General features: G+C 48.4%; 19 protein-coding genes. 12 read left to right on the top strand and 7 right to left on the bottom strand.

Annotated features, from left to right (window positions below):
- Positions 1–165: 165 nt before the first annotated feature.
- The 9 genes from B0I27_RS01320 (at position 166) to B0I27_RS01360 (ending at position 9,248) form a co-directional block, all read left to right on the top strand.
- Positions 166–1,566 carry a UDP-glucose 6-dehydrogenase gene (locus B0I27_RS01320; protein ID WP_106290605.1) on the top strand — a complete coding sequence of 467 codons (1,401 nt, stop codon included), beginning with the start codon at positions 166–168 and terminating at the stop codon, positions 1,564–1,566.
- Positions 1,567–1,942: 376 nt separating this feature from the next.
- A complete protein-coding gene (locus tag B0I27_RS01325; protein WP_106290607.1) occupies positions 1,943–2,341 on the top strand; it encodes a BLUF domain-containing protein in 399 nt (132 codons plus the stop codon).
- A gap of 83 nt (positions 2,342–2,424) precedes the next feature.
- Positions 2,425–3,276: an STAS domain-containing protein gene (locus tag B0I27_RS01330; RefSeq protein WP_245925398.1), complete on the top strand. Its 852-nt coding sequence runs from the start codon at positions 2,425–2,427 to the stop codon at positions 3,274–3,276.
- A 9-nt stretch (positions 3,277–3,285) separates the two neighbouring features.
- Positions 3,286–3,696, top strand: coding sequence for an STAS domain-containing protein (locus B0I27_RS01335; RefSeq protein ID WP_106290611.1), 411 nt, complete (start codon positions 3,286–3,288; stop codon positions 3,694–3,696).
- Positions 3,677–4,090, top strand: a complete 414-nt coding sequence (locus B0I27_RS01340) for an anti-sigma regulatory factor (protein WP_181276644.1) — start codon at positions 3,677–3,679, stop codon at positions 4,088–4,090. Before B0I27_RS01335 ends, B0I27_RS01340 begins: the two co-directional genes overlap by 20 nt.
- The gene (locus B0I27_RS01345) at positions 4,083–5,093 is read left to right on the top strand and encodes a PP2C family protein-serine/threonine phosphatase (RefSeq protein WP_106290613.1); all 1,011 of its coding nucleotides are present in this window, start codon (positions 4,083–4,085) and stop codon (positions 5,091–5,093) included. Before B0I27_RS01340 ends, B0I27_RS01345 begins: the two co-directional genes overlap by 8 nt.
- 1 nt (position 5,094) lies before the next feature.
- Complete coding sequence (locus tag B0I27_RS01350; RefSeq protein WP_106290615.1) at positions 5,095–6,300, top strand: sensor histidine kinase; 1,206 nt, start codon at positions 5,095–5,097, stop codon at positions 6,298–6,300.
- Positions 6,301–6,359: 59 nt separating this feature from the next.
- The gene (locus tag B0I27_RS01355) at positions 6,360–8,078 is read left to right on the top strand and encodes a PAS domain-containing protein (protein ID WP_106290617.1); all 1,719 of its coding nucleotides are present in this window, start codon (positions 6,360–6,362) and stop codon (positions 8,076–8,078) included.
- 108 nt (positions 8,079–8,186) lie between these two features.
- The gene (locus B0I27_RS01360) at positions 8,187–9,248 is read left to right on the top strand and encodes a PAS domain-containing sensor histidine kinase (protein ID WP_181276645.1); all 1,062 of its coding nucleotides are present in this window, start codon (positions 8,187–8,189) and stop codon (positions 9,246–9,248) included.
- On the opposite strand, the gene B0I27_RS01365 is transcribed toward B0I27_RS01360, so the two are convergent.
- The 6 genes from B0I27_RS01365 to B0I27_RS01390 are packed head-to-tail and all read right to left on the bottom strand — an operon-like array spanning position 9,232 to position 14,842.
- Complete coding sequence (locus tag B0I27_RS01365) at positions 9,232–9,753, bottom strand: D-glycero-alpha-D-manno-heptose-1,7-bisphosphate 7-phosphatase (RefSeq protein WP_106290621.1); 522 nt, start codon at positions 9,751–9,753, stop codon at positions 9,232–9,234. The genes B0I27_RS01360 and B0I27_RS01365 overlap by 17 nt on opposite strands.
- Complete coding sequence (locus B0I27_RS01370; RefSeq protein WP_106290623.1) at positions 9,750–10,469, bottom strand: nucleotidyltransferase family protein; 720 nt, start codon at positions 10,467–10,469, stop codon at positions 9,750–9,752. The genes B0I27_RS01365 and B0I27_RS01370 overlap by 4 nt, the downstream gene beginning before the upstream one ends.
- A gap of 5 nt (positions 10,470–10,474) precedes the next feature.
- Positions 10,475–11,506 (bottom strand): GHMP family kinase ATP-binding protein, encoded by a 1,032-nt coding sequence (locus B0I27_RS01375; RefSeq protein ID WP_106290625.1) that lies wholly within the window; start codon positions 11,504–11,506, stop codon positions 10,475–10,477.
- Positions 11,503–12,606 (bottom strand): glycosyltransferase family 4 protein, encoded by a 1,104-nt coding sequence (locus tag B0I27_RS01380; RefSeq protein ID WP_106290627.1) that lies wholly within the window; start codon positions 12,604–12,606, stop codon positions 11,503–11,505. The genes B0I27_RS01375 and B0I27_RS01380 overlap by 4 nt, the downstream gene beginning before the upstream one ends.
- Positions 12,603–13,562, bottom strand: coding sequence for an NAD-dependent epimerase/dehydratase family protein (locus B0I27_RS01385; RefSeq protein ID WP_106290629.1), 960 nt, complete (start codon positions 13,560–13,562; stop codon positions 12,603–12,605). Before B0I27_RS01385 ends, B0I27_RS01380 begins: the two co-directional genes overlap by 4 nt.
- A complete protein-coding gene (locus tag B0I27_RS01390) occupies positions 13,559–14,842 on the bottom strand; it encodes a glycosyltransferase family 4 protein (protein WP_106290631.1) in 1,284 nt (427 codons plus the stop codon). Before B0I27_RS01390 ends, B0I27_RS01385 begins: the two co-directional genes overlap by 4 nt.
- Positions 14,843–15,178: 336 nt before the next feature.
- Between B0I27_RS01390 and B0I27_RS01395 the strand changes: the two genes are divergently transcribed.
- From B0I27_RS01395 to B0I27_RS01405, 3 genes are read left to right on the top strand one after another with little or no spacing between them, the layout of a single operon-like run.
- Positions 15,179–16,429 (top strand): lipopolysaccharide biosynthesis protein, encoded by a 1,251-nt coding sequence (locus B0I27_RS01395; protein ID WP_146133072.1) that lies wholly within the window; start codon positions 15,179–15,181, stop codon positions 16,427–16,429.
- The gene (locus tag B0I27_RS01400; RefSeq protein WP_106290635.1) at positions 16,422–17,279 is read left to right on the top strand and encodes a DUF5672 family protein; all 858 of its coding nucleotides are present in this window, start codon (positions 16,422–16,424) and stop codon (positions 17,277–17,279) included. The genes B0I27_RS01395 and B0I27_RS01400 overlap by 8 nt, the downstream gene beginning before the upstream one ends.
- Positions 17,276–18,583: a glycoside hydrolase family 55 protein gene (locus B0I27_RS01405; protein ID WP_245925399.1), complete on the top strand. Its 1,308-nt coding sequence runs from the start codon at positions 17,276–17,278 to the stop codon at positions 18,581–18,583. Before B0I27_RS01400 ends, B0I27_RS01405 begins: the two co-directional genes overlap by 4 nt.
- 82 nt (positions 18,584–18,665) lie before the next feature.
- On the opposite strand, the gene B0I27_RS01410 is transcribed toward B0I27_RS01405, so the two are convergent.
- A complete protein-coding gene (locus B0I27_RS01410) occupies positions 18,666–19,673 on the bottom strand; it encodes an NAD-dependent epimerase/dehydratase family protein (RefSeq protein ID WP_106290637.1) in 1,008 nt (335 codons plus the stop codon).
- Positions 19,674–19,681: the final 8 nt, after the last annotated feature.

Here is a 19,681-nt window from a genome sequence, read left to right on the forward strand (position 1 = left end):
ATTTTAGATGCATCAAGATCTGCCTATTTTTCAATTTCGCGTGCGGAATTATATTATATTCGTAAAAAAAAGGTTCCTCAGTAATACATTTAGAGATAGGTTGTGTTAATTTGTCACTCTCGAATTATTGCTAATATGCTGATTGTTTTAAATTTAAGATAGTTTATGACCAATATCAAAAAGATTTGCTGTATCGGTGCTGGCTACGTTGGTGGTCCTACTATGTCTGTTATAGCTAAGAAATGTCCGGATATTCAAGTGACAGTTGTTGACCTGAATGAAGCACGTATCGCTGCCTGGAATGATGAGGATGTGAATAACATTCCGATTTATGAGCCGGGATTGAGTGATGTGGTTGCGGAAGCAAGAGGACGGAATCTGTTCTTCTCTACGGATGTGGAAAAAGCGATCGATGAAGCGGATATGGTCTTTATTTCGGTTAATACACCTACAAAGACTTACGGAGCGGGCAAGGGCCAGGCAGCGGATCTGAAATGGATTGAATTATGTGCACGTCAGATTGCGCAGGTGGCCAAGAGTGATAAGATCATTGTGGAGAAATCGACACTGCCCGTCAGAACGGCTGAGGCCTTGAAAGATATCTTGCATAATACGGGTAATGGGGTGAAGTTCCAGATCTTGTCTAACCCGGAGTTTTTGGCTGAGGGTACGGCTATGGAAGATCTGGATGCTCCGGATCGTGTGTTAATCGGTGGTGATAGTACTCTGGAGGGGCAGGAAGCGGTGCAGGCCTTAGTGGATGTATATGCGAACTGGGTTCCGAGAGAACGGATCTTAACGACGAATGTATGGTCTTCGGAATTGTCGAAGCTGACGGCAAATGCATTCCTTGCGCAGCGTGTGTCTTCTATCAACTCCTTGTCGGAATTGTGTGAGCGTACGGAAGCGGATATTACGGAGGTGGCGAGAGCGATCGGTACGGATAGCCGTATAGGTCCTAAGTTCCTGAAGGCTTCTGTGGGTTTTGGTGGTTCTTGCTTTCAGAAGGATATTCTGAACCTGGTCTACATCGCCCGCAGCTATGGCTTGCAGGAGGTTGCGGATTATTGGGAGCAGGTGATCATCATGAATGATCATCAGAAAAGACGTTTCGCGAATAAGATCATCCAGACTTCGTATAATACGGTTAACGGTAAGAAGATTGCTTTTCTTGGCTGGGCCTTCAAAAAGGATACGAACGATACCAGGGAGTCGGCAGCGATCTATGTGGCTGATCATCTCCTGAATGAGCAGGCTCAGGTGGCGGTGTATGATCCGAAGGTGGAAGCGAACCAGGTATATGGTGATCTGAATTACCTGCGTACCCGGGATGCGGAGGAGAATAAGGCCGGGGTGTCGGTTTTTGACGATCCTTATGAGGCTTGTAAGGGCGCGCATGCTATCGCGGTGCTGACGGAATGGGATGAGTTTAAGGATTACGACTGGCAGCGGATCTATGATAGTATGCTGAAGCCTGCGAATGTGTTTGATGGCAGGAATCTGCTGGACTCGAAAAAGCTTCGTGCGATTGGATTTAATGTGAAGACAATCGGGTCTTCTTTATAATATTTTAATGTTGGTTTAATATCAAAACCCCCTGTTTTGGTATTAAACTGACATTTTTTGAATAATTTTGTTGCGTTATTCATAATTTGGTTGTATATTCGATCAAAATTTACCAGTATGAGCGCAATATCAGGTCTTAACACAAGTCAAAAAACAGGAATCAGGCACTCTAGTGCTCCTCTTCACACTTGCCCTAAATGCTCGTCTTATACGGATGTTAGGGTGGAGAATCCTAAAGTTATCGACCGGTACTTTTTCTGGTTATCCTTAAAAAGGTACCACTGCACAGATTGTCAGCATCAGTTTTATATCTCCGCTAAATAACCTTAGCGGTTTTTTTTGCTTATCTTGCTCTAAAGAATAAGCTGAACTGACTATGTTGTATTATTTGATCTATTGCAGCGTTGCTTCGGAACTGATGGCTGAAGAGGACCTGAGGGTCTTGCTGAAGCAAGCCCGTGCTCGTAACCGCGAGCTGGTCATTACAGGGATGCTGGTGTACGTGGAGGGAGGATATGGAATGCGGAGACAGGGACGTTTTATGCAGGTGCTGGAAGGTTCCAGGTTTCTGGTGGAGACGCTGTTTGAGAAGATCAGAAACGACAATCGTCATCATGAGGTTGTGGTGCTGGAGGAAGGGGCTATTCATAAACGCAGTTTTAAAACATGGGAGATGGGCTTCGAAAGAACGGAGCAGTTTCCGCCTGCTGATGCCTCTTTTTCTTTCCTGAAAAGCTTCTATGATGAGCGTCAGGATAGAGACGTTTCCGCCTGAAAATAATATTTCTCATTGTTGAATAGGTTGAGTACCTTTCCGCGATAATTGGGATTCACTCTATGTCATTTAATACACACAAATTGCTAGAATCAAAGAAGAAGGCCATCCTGGAACAATGGATGAAAAATCAATTGGCCGACGATAGTCTGCGTGAGGATCTTATCTCCAATGAGGAGCTGCGCAGCCAGTCAGAAGAGCTGATTTCTGCCTTGGTGGGTAACCTGTCGATGGCTGACTTAACTGATCTGGACTCAGACGAATGGAGTCCCGTCATTGAGATTTTAGGCGGCATTTCTATCACCCGCGCACGTCAGGGTTTTACCCCTCGTGAAACGGGTAATTTCGTTTTTACTTTAAAAGAGGCTTTGCTGACTGTTCTGCAGGCGGAGATTTCTGACAACCCGCAGCTGTTGTTTGAAGAGAGCATGAAGATTAACCGCCTGATGGATAGTCTGAGCGTGGTGACGTTTGAGACTTTCATTAAAGGCCGTGAAGAGGTGATCCTCCGCCAGACGGATGAGATCGCTGATATTTCTACTCCGGTTATCCGGGTTTGGGACGGGATACTGGCTTTGCCGATCATCGGTACGCTGGACAGCGCCCGCACGCAGATCGTGATGGAAAACCTGCTGCAGGAAATTGTGGAAACGGGATCCAGTATCGCTATCCTGGATATTTCGGGTGTGCCGGCGGTGGATTCGCTGGTTGCTCAGCATCTGATCAAGACGGTGAGTGCTACACGCCTGATGGGTGCGGAATGTATCATCAGCGGTATCCGTCCGGAGATCGCGCAAACGGTGGTTCATTTGGGTATCGACCTTTCGAACATCATTACCAAGGCTTCTCTGGCTAGTGCGCTGGCCTATGCTTTCAAGAGCATGCGTTTAGAGGTGAGGAAAGCGAATTCTGTGCAGAAGTCTAATACTTTTTAAAACACGGCTATGGATAAAATTCCTATTCTGCGGATGGGAGCCTTTCTACTGGTTACGATCCAGGTGGACCTGTATGATCGTCTGGCATTGAATCTGGAATCGGATCTGATCCAGATGGTGGATAAGACGAGGGCGAAAGGTGTACTGATTGATATTTCTGCGGTTTCTATAGTGGATTCATTTATGGGCCGCATCATCGGCAATATTGCCAGCATGTCCAGAATCATGGATGCGCAGACGGTTGTGGTGGGGATGCAGCCTGCTGTGGCGATCACGCTCATTGAGCTGGGTTTGCCGCTGAAGGGTGTGCATACTGCACTGAATGTGGAAAAGGGTATGGACCTGCTTAAATCAATGATCGATTTGGAAGAAGAAGACGAAGATCAAGACTTAACTGAGGATGATCTTATCGCTGAGTAAAGATACGATTGAGGTTGTTAAGGAGCAGGATGTGGTTTTTACGAAAAACCGCGTGAAGGAGGTCGCTGTAAGGATCAAAATGGGCCTCGTAAACCAGACACGATTAATCACGGCAGCGAGTGAATTGCTACGTAACATGATGCGCTATGCGAATGGCGGTAAATGTACGATAGAAGTGGTGTCGAGCGGCCGTACGAATGGGATCCGCCTGACATTTACCGATAAGGGGCCGGGTATACCGGATATTGCTAAGGCGATGGAGGACGGCTTTTCTACGGGTAAAAGCTTAGGGCTCGGACTGCCGGGCACGAAGCGCCTGGTGAATGAGTTCGACATCAGGAGTAATGTGGGAGAGGGCACTACAGTGACCATAATCAAATGGGCTAATGGTTGATGCAACGCATATTAGTTTTATAGCGAATGACAGGAGCTACTTTTCTCTGATCAAAAAGGAGATACACCGGGCAGCCGGGGAGGCAGGGTTTAGCGAGTTACGGATTAACATGCTCGACCTGATCGTAGCGGAAATGACTTCCAATCTTTTTAAATACAGCGACGACGGGGAGATCCTGATGGGGATTTTCCATAACGGTGGTTCGCCTTATATCGAGCTGATCAGTATTGATAACGGCCCGGGGATGGTTAATCCTACGCGGATGATGCAGGATGGTATATCAACCGGCAATACGCTGGGTCATGGGCTGGGCAGCATCAAACGTCTTTCGGATACCTTTGAGCTGTACTCGCAGATCGGATGGGGTACTATCGTGCTGAGCAGGGTCTACAACGATCCGAAGCAGGCTAAACTTCCTGTGAAAATGCTGATGCGCCCGATAGTGGTCTCCAAGCCGGGGGAAACGGTGAGCGGCGACGGCTTCGTGTTTAAGAAAACGGAAAGATATGTGAAGATGATGCTGGCGGATGGCCTGGGACATGGTCCGGAAGCGAACAAGGCGGTGAACGAGGCGGCGGCGGCCTTTAGGGTCTTCCCTGATTACAGTCCGTCGGCAACCATCCGCTTCATCCATCAGGCGATAAAGAAGACCAGGGGAGCGGTGATGAATATCACGGCCTTCGACTTCAGGACGAGAACCTGGAGCTGCACGGGAGTGGGTAATATCGCCGCCCGGATGATCGGTCCGGCCAGCTTCAAGAACCACATGTCTTATAATGGTATCGTGGGGCATAATATTCCGACGACGATGAGTGACCAGGAGTATCCTGCGGAACTATATAATCAGATCATGATGTGTTCTGACGGCTTCAAAACCCGTATTGATCTGGCACGTTATCCGCAAATGTATAAATATGATCAGACGGTGCTGGCGGCGGCCCTGTATAAGGACCATGCCCGTAAGACGGATGATATGTCGGTGGTAATGGCGAAAATAAAATAGGATGATAACACTTGTCACGATTTCTCTTGAAAATGAAATGGACCTGGTGCTGGCACACAAGAAATCCATTGCGGTTGCAGGAAAGCTGGGTCTGACGATTGCGACGCAGACGACCTTTGGTACGGCTGTTTCGGAGATTTCGCGTACGGTGATAGAGCATACGGATACCGGGATCCTGCGCATTAGTCTGGAGGTCAATGGCGGGCGCTATTCGCTCAAGGCGACCATTACCTGTGATAGCGGCGTGGGCTTCAATAGTTACGACACGGGCTTTTATTATGCTCAGAAGCTGGTTCCGGAGTTTAGCCTGACGGAACAGCCGAACAATAAACTGATCCTAATCAGAATGGGCTTGCCGCGTTCGCTGAAGTTGGATCCGCTGAAAACCGCGATGCTGGTGAAGTATTTTCAGGAGTCGGAACCTTTGAATGCCTACGAGGAGATCAAGGTGAGGAATACCACGCTGAACCGGATTACGGAGGAGCAGGAGGAGGAACTGCGTCGCTCGAAGATCATCGACGAGAAGAAGACGGAGTTCATCAGTATCGCCAGCCATGAGATCAAGACGCCTATAACCATTATTAAAGCGTACACGCAGATAGCGAAGTCTATGAGCAGCAAGGAAAACACGGAGCTGCAGACGATACTCGCGAAGGTTGATTTTCAGACATCCAAGCTGCTTAGCCTGGTGCAGCAGCTGCTCGACGTGTCGAAGCTGGAGAACGGAAGCCTGCAGTACACTCCGGAGATTGTGGAAATAAACGCTTTTATCAGCGATGCGGTGCAGGTTATTCAGCATATTCTCCCGGATAACAAGGTGTCTGTGGAGACTTGTGAAGACAGTTGGGTGAGTGTGGACAGGCTGCGGTTGGACCAGGTTATTTCGAATATACTGACCAATGCGGCCAAGTATTCGCCTGGAGGATCGCTGATCGAAATAAAATGTGTACGGAGGGTGGATGATTTCCTGCAGGTTTCGGTAAGGGATCGGGGCATCGGGATGTCGGAGGAGACCATTAAGTCTGTTTTTGATAAATTTTACCGGGACAAGGATGTGCTGCACTCGCACTCGGGTCTGGGTATGGGGCTTTATGTCGCCTCAAAAATTGTTGCCAGCCACGGTGGCAGGATCTGGGTGGAGAGTGTTGAGGGAACGGGCTCGGTCTTTCACTTTACCTTGCCTTGTGTGTCCGGGGATCCGGAATAGTTTACCCAAACATTGGCGTAGCTTTCTGAAAATGCGTAACTTCGTGGGCGCAAACACATATGCTCGATCTCAATTCCATCAGACCATTCCTGGAAGCTTCTCCTAATGCCTATTTGATCATGTGGGCTGACAAGCCCCATTATACAATGGTGGAGGCGAGTACTGCCTTTTATGAGATAGCAGGAAGCAGTGCTTCCCAAATAATTGGAAACAGTGTATTCGACGGGTTTAGTGCCCAGGGGGGTGAACACAACGAGAAAGGAGTCAGGGTGCTGAAGGACTGCCTGGATCGCGCCTTGCTGTTGAAAAAGAAGCAGCGGTGTAGTTTGCAACGGTATGACCTTCCGACGGATCAAGGTTATGAAGTGCGTTTCTGGACCTATGAAATATCACCGCTTATTAACGATGAAGGTGAGGTATGTTATCTGCTGCAGCATGTTGTTGACGTAACGGGAAGTGTGCTTTCGGAGGCTGAAGAGAAATCTTTTGACCCGCTGATCGATGCTTATCCGGACGCTGTGGGGTCGCTGGATCTAAAGGGCAACTTTTTAAGTGCTAACCTGGCTATGTTGAATTTGACGGAATGTTCGAGGGAGGACCTGCTCAGACGGTCGTTTGTTCCGTTTATCGCACCTGAAGATTTCGGTCGCGCTTTTTCAGGCTTTCAGAAAGCGCTTCTGGGTGAGATGGCGAAATTTGAAACGAACTTCATCAGTACTCAGGGTAGCCGATATGTAGCGAGTTGCACCTGTATGCCGATCAAGATCAATCAGGATATCATTGGTGTGCACCTCATTGCCCGAAATATCACTAACCTAAGAAACGCGGAAAGGCAGCTTGAACACTACCATCAGCGGATGGCCAGTATTATCGAAAGTATACGGGATGGTTTTTTTGCAATGGACCGTAACGCTGTTGTGGAATACTGGAACCGGGAAGCGGAACACCTTTTGAAGATGAGCAGTGAGGAGGTGATCGGTCAAAGCCTGTGGCATGTTCTCCCGAAGGGTCTTTCCACTAAATTTTACGCCAGCCAGCAGCGTGCCGTTAACGAGCGGATCTCCATTCGTTATGAGGAGTTTTCTGCGGTGTCGCAGGTATGGCTGGAGGTTTCGATCTTTCCGTCGCCGAATGGATTGTCTGTTTATTTCAAGGATATTACGGAGCGTATGGCGGCTGAACGGGCTCTGGAAGAGAGTGAAAAGCGGTTTAAAGCCCTCGTGCAGAACGGATCGGATGTTATATCGATAATCGACCGGAAGGGAACCTATTTATACATGAGTCCTTCTTCCATGGCTACGCTGGGGGTGGGGCCTGAATTCTGGGTGGGACGCAACGTGATGGAGTTTGTTCATCCGGACGACGCAGAAAGGATCAGGGGGATGCTGCATGCTTCTTATACCAACAAACAGCTGCATATTCAACCCTTCCGTTTTAAACGGAACGGAGAGGAGTATCGCTGGATTGAAACCGTTATTACGGATATGAGCGATGACCCTGCGGTTGGAGGTCTGGTAAGCAATACGCAGGATGTGACTGAAAGGGTAGAGTATATTCAGGCCATCGAAGACCAGAATAAGCGGCTTAGAGAGATCGCTTTTATACAATCTCATATTGTAAGGGCTCCTTTGATGAGAATAAAGGGTCTGGCGGACCTGATCTGCAATTACGAAGAAGATGCCGGACAGGTGAAAATGATGCTGGGACTCATGAATGAAGCGGTAGAGGAGCTGGATAACGTTATACAGGACATTGTTGGTAAAACGGATAATCTTTAGTGTGGGCAAGCTTCACATAATGTGTGAAGTACTGCGCAAATAATGTGTATTTTATTTCGGCTGGGGTATTTGTATCTTGGTGTCCCTACTTCTAATAGTAAATGGGTTATGGGCAATGATTTTGACCTCGAACATTATTTTGAGCTATCGCCGGATGGTATATGCATTGTAGGACACGATGGCATTTGCATCAGGGTAAATAAGACTTTCGCCCAGGATCTGGGGTATTCGGTTGATGAACTGATCGGCAAAGCTACCCGGGATTTATTGTATCCGGATGACCGGCCGCGAACGCAGCTTGCTTTCGAGAAAATGAAGCATAACCTGACGCTGACGAATTTTGAGAACCGGTATCTGACGAAAACGGGTCAGATCCGCTGGTTCTCCTGGACGGCTATCCCCATCGAGAGCGCGCAGGTGTATTTAGGGATTGCCAAAGACATTTCCCACCAGCGGAAGCTGGATGATGACCGGAATCAGCTGCTGACCAAAATGACGAAGAGTGTAGATAACCTTAAGCAGCTGACCTATGCCACTTCTCATGACCTGCGTGCACCCGTTAATAATCTCCTTGCCGTTTTTAGCTTATTGGACGTTTCGAAAATTCCCGACCCGGAGACCCGTAAGTTTATTGATATGCTCAAACTCGCTACTGATAACCTGAGGAGTACCCTGGATACGTACGTGGAGCTGCTGGGTAAGAAGGATGTAATGAATATTTCTCAGGAGGAGCTGGATTTGCGTGAGTGCTTTGAGGTTGTGACGGGCTCGGTAGCTTCTCTTATAGAACATACGCATGCCGAGATTCGCACGGATTTCAGCGCTTTTAGCCGCGTTCCTTTCAACAGGTTGTATATGGAAAGTATTTTCCTGAATCTCCTGACCAATTCTATCAAATATGCCAAGAACGGCTCAGTCCCCAGGATATTCGTGCAGACCCGGTTGGGAGAGGGGGTAAAGCAGCTGGTCTTCTCGGATGCGGGCCAGGGTTTCGACCTGAACCAGGTTAAGGACAGGGTCTTTGGTCTTCATCAGAAGTTTCATAATCATCACGATAGTAAAGGGATAGGACTGTATCTGGTTCATCATCATGTGACTTCTATGGGCGGGCGCATCCAGCTGGAGAGTAAGCCGGGGGAAGGGGCGACTTTTATTATTTCGTTTGAGTGAGGGACTTAAAAGTGCGGAGCAGATCGGCGGTCAAAGGAATTGTCTGGTCAGCAAAAATGCTATCCTTCCCGGAAATAAAAACGGTGCTCATACTGAGTTCTTTTGCCGGGATGAGGTCTGTTTCGGAATCTCCTATCATCCATGATTTCTGGAAATTAATGACGTAATGCTCTGCAGCAGCAAGGAACAAGCCTTTCTTTGGCTTGCGGCAGCAGCAATTGTCTTCATCGAGATGGGGACAGACGAAGAATTTACTGATGTAGTTACCCGTTTTGTTATCGATGGCCTGGTTGATAACCTGGATATCAGCCAAGCTTATCATTCCACGGCCTATACAGCGTTGATTGGTGACGACGATAATTCGCCGGAATGTCTGATGGGCCCATTTCAGAAATAACGGAATACCGGGTAATATTTCAATATCCTCTGGTGTCAGTACATATCCTCCGTCTATTTTCCGGTTCAGCACACCGTCACGGTCGAGAAACAGGGTGTCGTACATCATGAAGGGATTTGGCTGTGAAGGAGTTCTTGTGCTTTAAGAAAATCCTGAGGTATCCCGATATCAATAAATATTCCCGGGTAGCTTTTGCCGAAGGCATTCAGATCCTGAGTTTTACCTTGAAACAGATCCTGCTCTATGGAAAATTTTTTGGGCATGGGATATCGTGCTAAAAGCGATTTTCGCATAAGGTATATGCCGCCGTTGATGGTGATGCTGGTATCGCTGCTTTGGCCTTTCTCCGTAAATGACTGTATTTTGCTGTTGGACGAACATTGCACGCTGCCATAGCGCTGCGAGTCTGTGGTTTCTTTAAGAGCAAAAGCCAGATCAGCATGATGGGTTTCGGCGAAGTGGTCCAGATCGTCTAACGATATGTCGAACCAAGTGTCGCCGTTTACGATAAATGCTTTGTCGTCTTTAGTCTGGTTGAATGCCTGGTATATGGCTCCACCGGTTCCAAGCAGTTCCTCTTCTACGCTATAAACAACTTCGAGTCCATAGCGATTCTGCTCGAGGGCGAGATGTTGCTGGATGATTTCGCGTTTATGGCCTACAGCGAGTACGACTCTGTTGATGTTGTTTTTCGCCAGAAAGTACATAATATAATCAAGAAAGGGACGTCCTGCGACTTCGGCCATGGGTTTGGGCACGTCTTTAACGATGGATTGCAGGCGTGTCCCCAGTCCGCCGGCAAGGATGATGGCTTCTTCAGTCATTTTGTTTATGCGTTTGTTTTCCAGGTGAGTACGCCTTTATCATAGAAACTGACGCGTTCTACGAGTCCGCCGTATTCTTTCAAAACGTTGGTGATATGGTAAACGTAACAGTTCTTTACGTAAAACATCATGTAGCCGCCACCACCGGCACCGGACATCTTCCCGCCGAGGGCACCGTTGTGGATAGCGCTTTCGTAGATCTCATCGATCATGGGGTTACTGATCTCATCGGCTGTTTCCTTTTTGGACTGCCAGCCATCGTTCAGCAGGTTGCCAATTTGATTCAGCTTTCCGCGCAGCAGGGCCTCTTTCATATTGTAGGCAAGGCTCTTGAGGGAGTGCATGCCATCTATGGATTTTGTTGAATGGTCTGACACGTTCTTAACCTGGGCGTCGATGATGCGGGAGGAGAGGCGTGAGGTGCCGGTATAGTACTGTATGAGGGAAAACTCCAGCTCATGGATGTATTCCTGCTTGATGCGCAGGGGGTTGACGACCACGCGGTCTGCATAAAACTCCATGAAGTTAAAGCCGCCAAATGTTGCCGCATACTGGTCCTGCTTGCCGCCGGAGAGTCCCAGATCTTCGCGTTCGATGCTGTAGGCTAGCTGGGCGAGATCGTACTCACCCAGGGGGAGCCCGAGCCACTCAGCGAAAGCCGCCACTATGGCGACTACCAGCGTAGAGGATGAACCGAGTCCTGACCCGGGAGGGGCATCAACATAGGTCTCCAATTGATAGAACATGGGTTTGCTGATATTAAACTCCCTGCGGATGCGGTTATGGATGCCCTGGATCAGGCGAAGCTTGGAATCCTTCAGGTCAAATTCGTCGACATTATTAAAAACGTGATGCTCATTGATATCATGGCATTTGATGACGATCTGGGGTATGTCCAGAGGCATCAGGGTGGCATAAGCAAACTTGTTGATAGTGGCATTCAGAATGGCGCCACCGAACTTGTCGCTGTAAGGGCTTACGTCGGTGCCTCCTCCGGCGAGGCCTAGTCTTAGCGGTGCTCTGGAACGTATAATCATGATGTGGTGTTTTTAAACATGTTTACATAGGCTTTGACGAGCCTGCTGATGGCGAAATTTTCTTCGGTATGGCCGGCTAGCTTTTGTTTAAGTTCCCGGTATTCGTCTTCGGGGCGGTCTATTGCCTCTTCGAGTACGCGTACCATGTCGCCTTCTTTAGCGAGGTCGAACATGTAGCCCGTAGTTCCGCTTTGGAAAAATTCGTGGAAACCTTCTGCATTGCTGGCCAGGACGGGGATATTATAGTTGTAGGCGATCATCAGGGGGCCGCTCTGGGTGGTGTCGCGGTAAGGCAGCACCAGATAGTCGGCCAGAGCGAAGTAGTAGGGGATGTCGTCGTTTTCGATAAAGCCGATAGTGGCCGATACGAGATGCGGGTGCTGAATGAGCGGTGCGTACTTCTCTTCCCAGTCGGCGCTTCTGCCGGCGATTATGAGCTGGAAGTCCTGACGCTTTTCGGCCAGTTTGTTGATCGCATGCAGCAGCAGGTCGAGGCCCTTGTAATGGAGAATAAAGCCGAAGAAAAGGAAGGTTTTCTTAGCTGCCGGTTTCTCAATCAGGGGCATATCGCCGAAGCCGATGAGGGGCAGGGGAATGGAATAGACCTTCTTTTTTCCGTATTTCTCCCGTAAAATGGCTGCTTGGGGCTTTGAGTAGGTGAGGAAGGTATCGAACTTTCCGATCAGCAATTTCTTGCCGAGTGTTGTGAGCTTATCAAAGGCCGTATTGCTGTGGTTGACCACGTCGTGCATGGCAATGATTGTCTTCTTCTTATCTAGTGCCAGCAGGATGGCGTTGAGATAGATCTGGTCGAAGTTGGCCACGAAGATGACGTCGGGGTCTACCCGCCGGATGTTTTCCAGGATGCCGTAATAGGTGATGAGCAGCCGGGGGTCTCTGAACCGGTATCTCAGCCGGGTAGGGATAAAGTCGATATTCTTCTCGAGGCAGTAGGCGCTGAGCTCTTCTTCTGAGTAGTTGGAATTCTTCACGGGAATGATCACGTTGTAGGTGACCGAGATCTCCTTGGGAAAATGGTGCAGCAGGTTGATCTGATTGTCTGCGAAGGCTGAGCTGGATAGATAGTATACCTTCATCATATTGTGCTTCGGTCAATGAGTTGGTTGACGTATTTGCGGATCTTTTCTTTGTTGTGAGCCGTATGCCTGCTGACGATTTCGGGCAACTCTTCTGCTTTTGTATGGAACTGGAAGCTATTCAGCAGTTCTTCGGGCATGGGTATCGATTTGATCAGGCTGCTAGTGTCTGCGCTGACATTCCTTTTGACACACTCTTCGACGACTAGTTCTGCCATGGCGCGGTGTGAAATCGGGTTTCCACTTCCGAGGTTATAAATACCGTTCTCCAGGGAGCTATCAGTCAGGATCTCCAGGATGACATCGCATACGTCTTCCACCCATACGTAGTCGCGTTCGATCTGCTTATCAAACAGATCGATAAAGCCTTTCTCGCGTATAAAGGAATAGAAGCGATGGGGGAGGCTGGCATTTTTGTCTTTATGAAACTCGCCCATGCCAAAGATGTTGAAGAACCTCAGTCCGATTACCCGGCTTTCAAATGCATGCATGTTGGCCAGCACGTACTTGTCGAACATCCATTTGGACCAGGAGTAGACGTTATGGGGATGCTCAAAAGCATTGTCGATGATGCAGTTGCTGGAATTGCCGTAAACGGCCGAGCTGGAGGCATATATAAGGGGGATTTCTCTTCCGGTACAGTAATCCAGATAGAATCTGCTGTGCTCGTAGTTGGCGTTAAACATGATTTCGGCATCTTTTACGAGCACATCGGCATTGGCGCCGATATGCAGGATGGCGTCGATGTCGTGTTTGCTTAGCGCTTCTTCGATATGCGAGATTCCTTTCTTGTAGGTGATATAGTCGATGAACTGACAATCTTTGATGTTCAGGAGCTTGCGTTCGTCGTAGTTGTCGATAATGATGATATTAGACTGGCCCCGGCTGTTCAGCTTCCTGATCAGGTTGGAACCGACGAAACCTGCTCCGCCTGTGATAACTATGGTCTTTTGCGTCATATTTGTTTTATAAAATTGCTGGAAACGGTTGCTTCGTTTTCGATCATGGACTCATAGGTGGCATACACCGTTGATACGATCGTTTCGATATCATGTCTGTTCACGCCGATCTCGCGCGCTTCGGAACCGAGTTTTTCCAGCAGGTCCGGTTGTTTGTGGAGGTATAAGATCTTGCCGGCGAGGTCGTATGGGTCGTTGGAGTTATATAGGATGCCGTTGGCCCCGTCGCTGATCAGAGAAGGGATCCCTCCAACGTAGCCGGCGATGACCGGCATGCCCAGGAGCATAGCTTCGCAGATGCTGTTGGGGCTGTTGTCAATATGGGAGGGGTGCACAAAGAGATTGGCAGTGGAGACTTCCTGCAGCAAGGCTTCTCCTGCCTTAGATCCCTTAAAGGAGACGTGGTTATCGGCGAATCTGTCGCCGGTGATTCCTTCTATCAACTGCACGATCTCATTATCGGGTTCAAGGCCGATGACAGACCACTCGAATGGGAGCCTGGTTTTTCTCTTTAATATCGCTGCGGTTTCGAGAATGATCTCTATTCCTTTATAGATCTGTGGATTGATGATGGTGACCATTTTGAAGACCTCGTTTTTTGGTGGGGTCCAGACGCTGCGGTAAAAAACAGGCCGCAGTACTTCTTCGCAATGGGTGTATATGCAGTCGGGGTGGAACAGCTTGATGAAGTTTCTATCCCATTCTGTTCTTCCAAAATAATATTTGGCATGCCTGATGATCTCTTCTTCGCGAACGGCGCGCTTTTGAAAGAGTTTGTATTCGAAATAGGTTCCTCTTCGCAGCAATTTGGCACGAAGGGAGGAATTCTTCCAGATATCACGCTGGGAAACCCCCTTGGGCAGCCAGGAGTAGAGATAGGGATTTACAAGTCCCTGGAGGTGTACCACCACGGGTATGTTAGTGAATTTTACGACTTCGCCGATTCCGGATTCGGTGCCGAAGAGATGAATGACATCGGGGTGGAAGTCATCGATCACTTTTTTAAGGGCGTCGACATTGGAGTCGTAGAGACTGGTGAACAGGCGCTGCACGATCTTACCCCCCAGAGAGTTGTATCTAAAAGGAACGGGGTAATAGGTAACAGCATCCAGCTCGAACTTAAATTCGGGCTGGTTGTTGAAAAAAGCAATGGCCAGGTCGACGTCTCCGATCTTCTTGACATGGGCTTCCAGGGAGCCGATCCAGCCACGGCCGGGGTCGTCTATATTTAAAGCTTTACTGGCGCCGGAAGCGGTATGCGTTAACCAAAGAACTTTCATAAACTGTGCTATATATGTAACTGAGATATGTTATACGTCATTACCTAGGGAGGTAAAATTAAGACACTTGTGTTTTTTCGGGGCCGATCCGGAGAGCTTGTATAACTGTGTGTAAAGAATTAGGAAGCGATGCTCACAACATTATACAACAGGAAGCGATTGTGAATGCCTGAAGTCATTTTTGTCTACTTTCGAGAATAATAATCGCTCTATTCTATGCACGCTATTTTATGGCTATGTAGGACTATTATGGACTCTCACACGTTAAAAAATAGTCGTACAGGCAAGCTTTTGGTCAACTCTGTTTCGTCACTGGCTCTGAAAGGATTCTCTATAATGACGAATTTTGTAATGGTGCCCCTGTGTTTGCAGGCGGTAAGTGCGCGGGAGTATGGCCTCGTGCTAACCATTACGTCTATCGTCAACTGGATCGCTTTTCTGGACATCGGAATAGGGAACGGATTACGTAGTAAGCTGAGTCAGGCTATTGCGGAAGGGGATGATGTGCTGGGCAGGAAATACGTCAGCACGGCCTATTACTATATCACGATCATCTTTTCGGGACTTCTGCTGGGTTATAGTCTGCTGCACCCTTACCTGGACTGGTACGCGCTGCTGGGGATCAGGACGGGGGATGTGGGGAACCTTTCTTCTTGCGTCTACATCGTCATTGCGGTGTTTACCGTTCGCTTTGTTTTGCAGCTGATTGGCGTGGTGTTGCTGGCCGATCAAAAGGTTTATCTCCATGATGCGATCATGCCGCTGTCGAATGTTCTGAGTCTGGGGCTGATCTTTGCTTTTTATAACGCCGATATGGCGAACTTTGAAAATGTGATGCTGGCCATCAGCTGTACGCCCTTGCTGGTGCTGATATGCTTTAATCTGTATTTTTTCAGGGGTCAATACCGGAAGCTGCGCCCTTCGCTCAGCCAGGTGGAGCCTTCCATGCGGAATGAACTGCTTTCGCTGGGATACCGGTTTTTTCTACTGCAGATCTGCGGACTGATTATCTTCTCTACCTCTGAGATCCTGGTGGCGCGATTGATGGACCTGCAATCTGTTACGGTATTTAACATCACTTCGCGTTATTTCGGGATATCCTTCTTATTGGCCAACATGGTCATGGCTTCTTTATGGAGCGCGTTCTCCAGTGCCTGGTTTCAGCGAGACTTTGCATGGATCAGCGGGATGATCAGAAGAATGCATTTTGTCAATATAGGTTTCATTTGCATAAATGTTATTCTATTCTTTGCCTTCAGGCCACTGACACAGCTTTGGCTGGGGCGGGAACTCGTTGTCACGGATCATCTGGCGCTGGCAATGATCGTTTACAATGCGCAGCTGATCTTCAATAATGTGTTTTCCATGTTCCTGAACAGCACAGGAATCTTGAATTTACAGCTTGTATCGGGGCTTATCGGGGCTGCTGTTAATATTCCGCTGACGATACTGCTGGTAAAACATACGAATCTGGGACTTACCTCTGTTTGCCTGGCAAACATCATTAGTCTTCTGCCAGGGTCGTTAATTACTTCTATACAAACCTACCATGTTCTTAAACTGAAAGGAATTGAGGCTAATGGATAAGAATGGAAAAAATTATAAAGTCGCAGTCATCGTACCCGTCTATAGGGAATTCAGCGAGCTAACGGCAAATGAAGTGAATGCGCTGGGGCAGATCGCAAGAGTGCTCTATGCACGGGAGATCTTTTTTATTTACCCTCCAACCATCGATCCGGCAGAGTACATCAGGTACATGGAGCCATTGACAGCACGGGCGGTAAAGATCCCTGCCCGGTTTTTCGGAAGTCTGCAGAGGAGTAACAGGATGCTGGTGAGTCATTCCTTTTACAGACACTTCGCAGCTTTTGATTATATGCTGTTGCACCATACGGATGCTTATGTTTTTTCAGACCAGCTTGATTACTGGTGCAGTCAGGGTCTGGACTATATCGGTGCCCCCTGGTTTGAAGGGAAGAAGGATCCTGTTATGCCGCTCAAATTTGTAGGGGTGGGAAACGGAGGCTTCTCTCTGCGGCGGATCAGTTCCTTTTTGAAGGTCACTGCTAACAGAGGTTTTATTCTGAAGTATTTTTTATCTACCAGAGCGTATACTTTTCTGCATGGGCATCATTACAAGTGGGTGCGCAAGTATTTCGGGATTGATCATCTGGTGGCTTATCTCCGGACTAATATTGGTTATGAGGATGAATTTTGGGGACTTGTTGTGCCGAGGTTTTTCAGGTGGTTCAAGGTAGCAAAGCCGGAGGAGGCATTGAAGTTTAGTTTTGAGGTGATGCCGGAGGTGCTGCTGAAGCTGAACAACAATGAGCTGCCGTTTGGCTGTCACGCCTGGGAGAAATATGATCCGGTTTTCTGGGAGCCCTTCATCACGCATCATGTGGTTCATGAACAACAAGTAAGTCCAAAGATTTGAATGTAAAATTACTCTTCGCCCTCTTTCTTTTTACGCTGCTCCAGGTGCGTCAGCCGGGGGCGGGAACGTCGGCGTTTGTGAATGTTAAGGACCATGAGGTGCGAGGCGACGGGATGCATGACGACAGCCAGGCGATTCAGCGCCTGATCAGGAGTAATACGAACCTGTTTTTCCCCAAAGGGGTGTACCGGGTTAACAGCCAGATCCGGATTACTGACCTGCGTAATCTCCTGCTTAAAGGGGAGCCGGGTACGGTGTTCAAGACCCCGCAGAACGTCGCCCTGAAGGTGAGCGGGAAGATCAGTAACCTGGAGATCAGGGGCATTTCGTTTGTTTCAGACCGGGTGAGTGATGAAGATGATGCTGAAGGGCTGATCTTCATTGCCAATTATGGGCGGGATGACGTAATGGATTGCATCCGGATTACGCAGTGTGCTTTCTCCAATCCGAAGACACATGCGAATGGTATCAAGCTGGTGAGTGAAGGCCTGTATGCAGAAGCGAGGAATATTGTCGTATCACACAATACATTTAAGGGGATTGGCCGGATGGGTGTGGAGTTTCAGAATCATGAGAATAGTTTGCAGCGTGCACGATTCAGGGATTTCGAGATCTCACATAACAGCTTCTTTGATGTGGGTACTATACAGCTTTTTCCTGCTCCTTCCTGTATATCGGTAAGTGGCAATTCCAGGAACGGGAAGATCAATTATAATCTTATTCAGGAGATGCGGATGGATACTTCGCCTTATATCTATTATGGGATTGAGAACGCCGGAACGATAGGCCTGGAAACGATAGGAAACCGCATGCGGGCTTCGAAGTACGGATTTACGGGAATCCTTGGATCAGGCCCGACCGGGGAGCTGACGCGCAGAACGGGACAGCCGGAGAAGAGCGGATGGATCATCCGGGATAATAGCATTGAGCTGAGCGGGAGAGCGGGACACCGCGATAAGATCAGGGGGATGGAGCTGACGCATGTGAACGGATATACGCTGGCGGGTAATGTGATCAGGACGGATGGATATGCTGCCATGTTTATCGATTGCCGCAATGGCAAGATCATCTCAAACAGGGCCCGAGTGAAGGCCGGCAACGCGTTTTATTTCAAGGGGAGGTCTACGGGAAATGTTATGAGGATGAACAGGCTGGATTGCAGTGAAGGGCCTGATCATGGCGTCGTGATGTTTTATGGTGCTTCTGTGAAAAGGAATATAGCTTTTGATAATGAGCTGATCAGGACGGGAGGACGCCGGGGGAAGTATGTGAACCTGGAAGGCGCTGATAATGAGGTGGACTAGCCGTTGATAGAAGACCATAACGAAAAAAGGGTGATCATGATTTATGATACACCCTTTTTTTGTTGTGTTTAGCGTAAGATTTTTAGGCCAGCTCTTCTGCCTTGGGTACTTCTTGTTCTTTTGTATTCGCTACTTGTTCAGAGATCCATTGGTATGTCGTTGTGATACCTTCAATAAGAGGCCTGGAAGGTGCCCATCCTAATTTTTCTCTGATCAATTCGTTGTCGGAATTCCGGCCCCTTACGCCGAGTGGTCCCGGAATATGTTTAATATTTATGGTTTTGCCTGCTACCTGAGCGACCATTTCTACCAGCTCATTGATGGGCAGCATTTCTTCAGATCCGATGTTCACGGGACCGATAAACTCTCCCTCCATCAGTCTTCTGACCGCTTCTACGCATTCGTCTACGAAGAGGAAAGAACGGGTTTGTTTTCCATCACCCCAGATCTCAATCTCTCCGCCATCTTCGGCAGTTGCGACTTTACGGCAAACGGCTGCAGGAACCTTTTCTTTTCCTCCATCCCAGGTACCTTCCGGTCCGAAGATATTGTGGAAGCGGCCAATGCGGACTTCCATCTGGTAATTTTTGTGGTAGGTTAGGAATAGTCTTTCGCTGAAGAGTTTCTCCCATCCGTATTCGCTGTCGGGAGATGCCGGGTAAACTGTATCTTCTGAACATTTAGGATTATCGGGATCCATCTGGTTGTGCTCAGGATATACGCATGCGGATGAAGAATAAAATATTTTCTTTACGTCATTCAGCCGACTAATCTCCAGCATGTTCAGGTTAATAAGTGCAGAGTTGTGCATAACCGCGGCGTCGTTGTCGCCGGTAAAGAGGTATCCGGCACCGCCCATGTCTGCGGCAAGCTGGTATACTTCATCAATCGGTCTGTCGAAAAGTGCTTTGCAGACTTCAAAGTCACGCAGGTCTCCCACTACGAAGTCATCCGCATTTTCATTTCCATATTCGTGTGCTTTGATGTCTACGCCCCTGACCCAGTAACCTTCACGCTTGAGCCGGGTGACGAGGTGACCCCCGATAAATCCGCCTGCCCCACATACGATAGCTGTCTTTTTGTTGCTCATACTGTTTG

It is taken from the genome of Arcticibacter pallidicorallinus, from assembly GCF_003002875.1.
Lineage (GTDB): Bacteria > Bacteroidota > Bacteroidia > Sphingobacteriales > Sphingobacteriaceae > Arcticibacter > Arcticibacter pallidicorallinus.

Coding starts and splice junctions, on each gene's coding strand:
- B0I27_RS01395 (WP_146133072.1), top strand. CDS start 15,179: ATGACGAATTTTGTAATGGTGCCCCTGTGTTTGCAGGCGGTAAGTGCG.
- B0I27_RS01400 (WP_106290635.1), top strand. CDS start 16,422: ATGGATAAGAATGGAAAAAATTATAAAGTCGCAGTCATCGTACCCGTC.
- B0I27_RS01390 (WP_106290631.1), bottom strand. CDS start 14,842: ATGAAAGTTCTTTGGTTAACGCATACCGCTTCCGGCGCCAGTAAAGCT.
- B0I27_RS01370 (WP_106290623.1), bottom strand. CDS start 10,469: ATGACTGAAGAAGCCATCATCCTTGCCGGCGGACTGGGGACACGCCTG.
- B0I27_RS01365 (WP_106290621.1), bottom strand. CDS start 9,753: ATGATGTACGACACCCTGTTTCTCGACCGTGACGGTGTGCTGAACCGG.
- B0I27_RS01410 (WP_106290637.1), bottom strand. CDS start 19,673: ATGAGCAACAAAAAGACAGCTATCGTATGTGGGGCAGGCGGATTTATC.
- B0I27_RS01375 (WP_106290625.1), bottom strand. CDS start 11,506: ATGATTATACGTTCCAGAGCACCGCTAAGACTAGGCCTCGCCGGAGGA.
- B0I27_RS01325 (WP_106290607.1), top strand. CDS start 1,943: ATGTTGTATTATTTGATCTATTGCAGCGTTGCTTCGGAACTGATGGCT.
- B0I27_RS01350 (WP_106290615.1), top strand. CDS start 5,095: ATGATAACACTTGTCACGATTTCTCTTGAAAATGAAATGGACCTGGTG.
- B0I27_RS01340 (WP_181276644.1), top strand. CDS start 3,677: ATGATCTTATCGCTGAGTAAAGATACGATTGAGGTTGTTAAGGAGCAG.
- B0I27_RS01335 (WP_106290611.1), top strand. CDS start 3,286: ATGGATAAAATTCCTATTCTGCGGATGGGAGCCTTTCTACTGGTTACG.
- B0I27_RS01320 (WP_106290605.1), top strand. CDS start 166: ATGACCAATATCAAAAAGATTTGCTGTATCGGTGCTGGCTACGTTGGT.
- B0I27_RS01385 (WP_106290629.1), bottom strand. CDS start 13,562: ATGACGCAAAAGACCATAGTTATCACAGGCGGAGCAGGTTTCGTCGGT.
- B0I27_RS01380 (WP_106290627.1), bottom strand. CDS start 12,606: ATGATGAAGGTATACTATCTATCCAGCTCAGCCTTCGCAGACAATCAG.
- B0I27_RS01345 (WP_106290613.1), top strand. CDS start 4,083: ATGGTTGATGCAACGCATATTAGTTTTATAGCGAATGACAGGAGCTAC.
- B0I27_RS01360 (WP_181276645.1), top strand. CDS start 8,187: ATGGGCAATGATTTTGACCTCGAACATTATTTTGAGCTATCGCCGGAT.
- B0I27_RS01355 (WP_106290617.1), top strand. CDS start 6,360: ATGCTCGATCTCAATTCCATCAGACCATTCCTGGAAGCTTCTCCTAAT.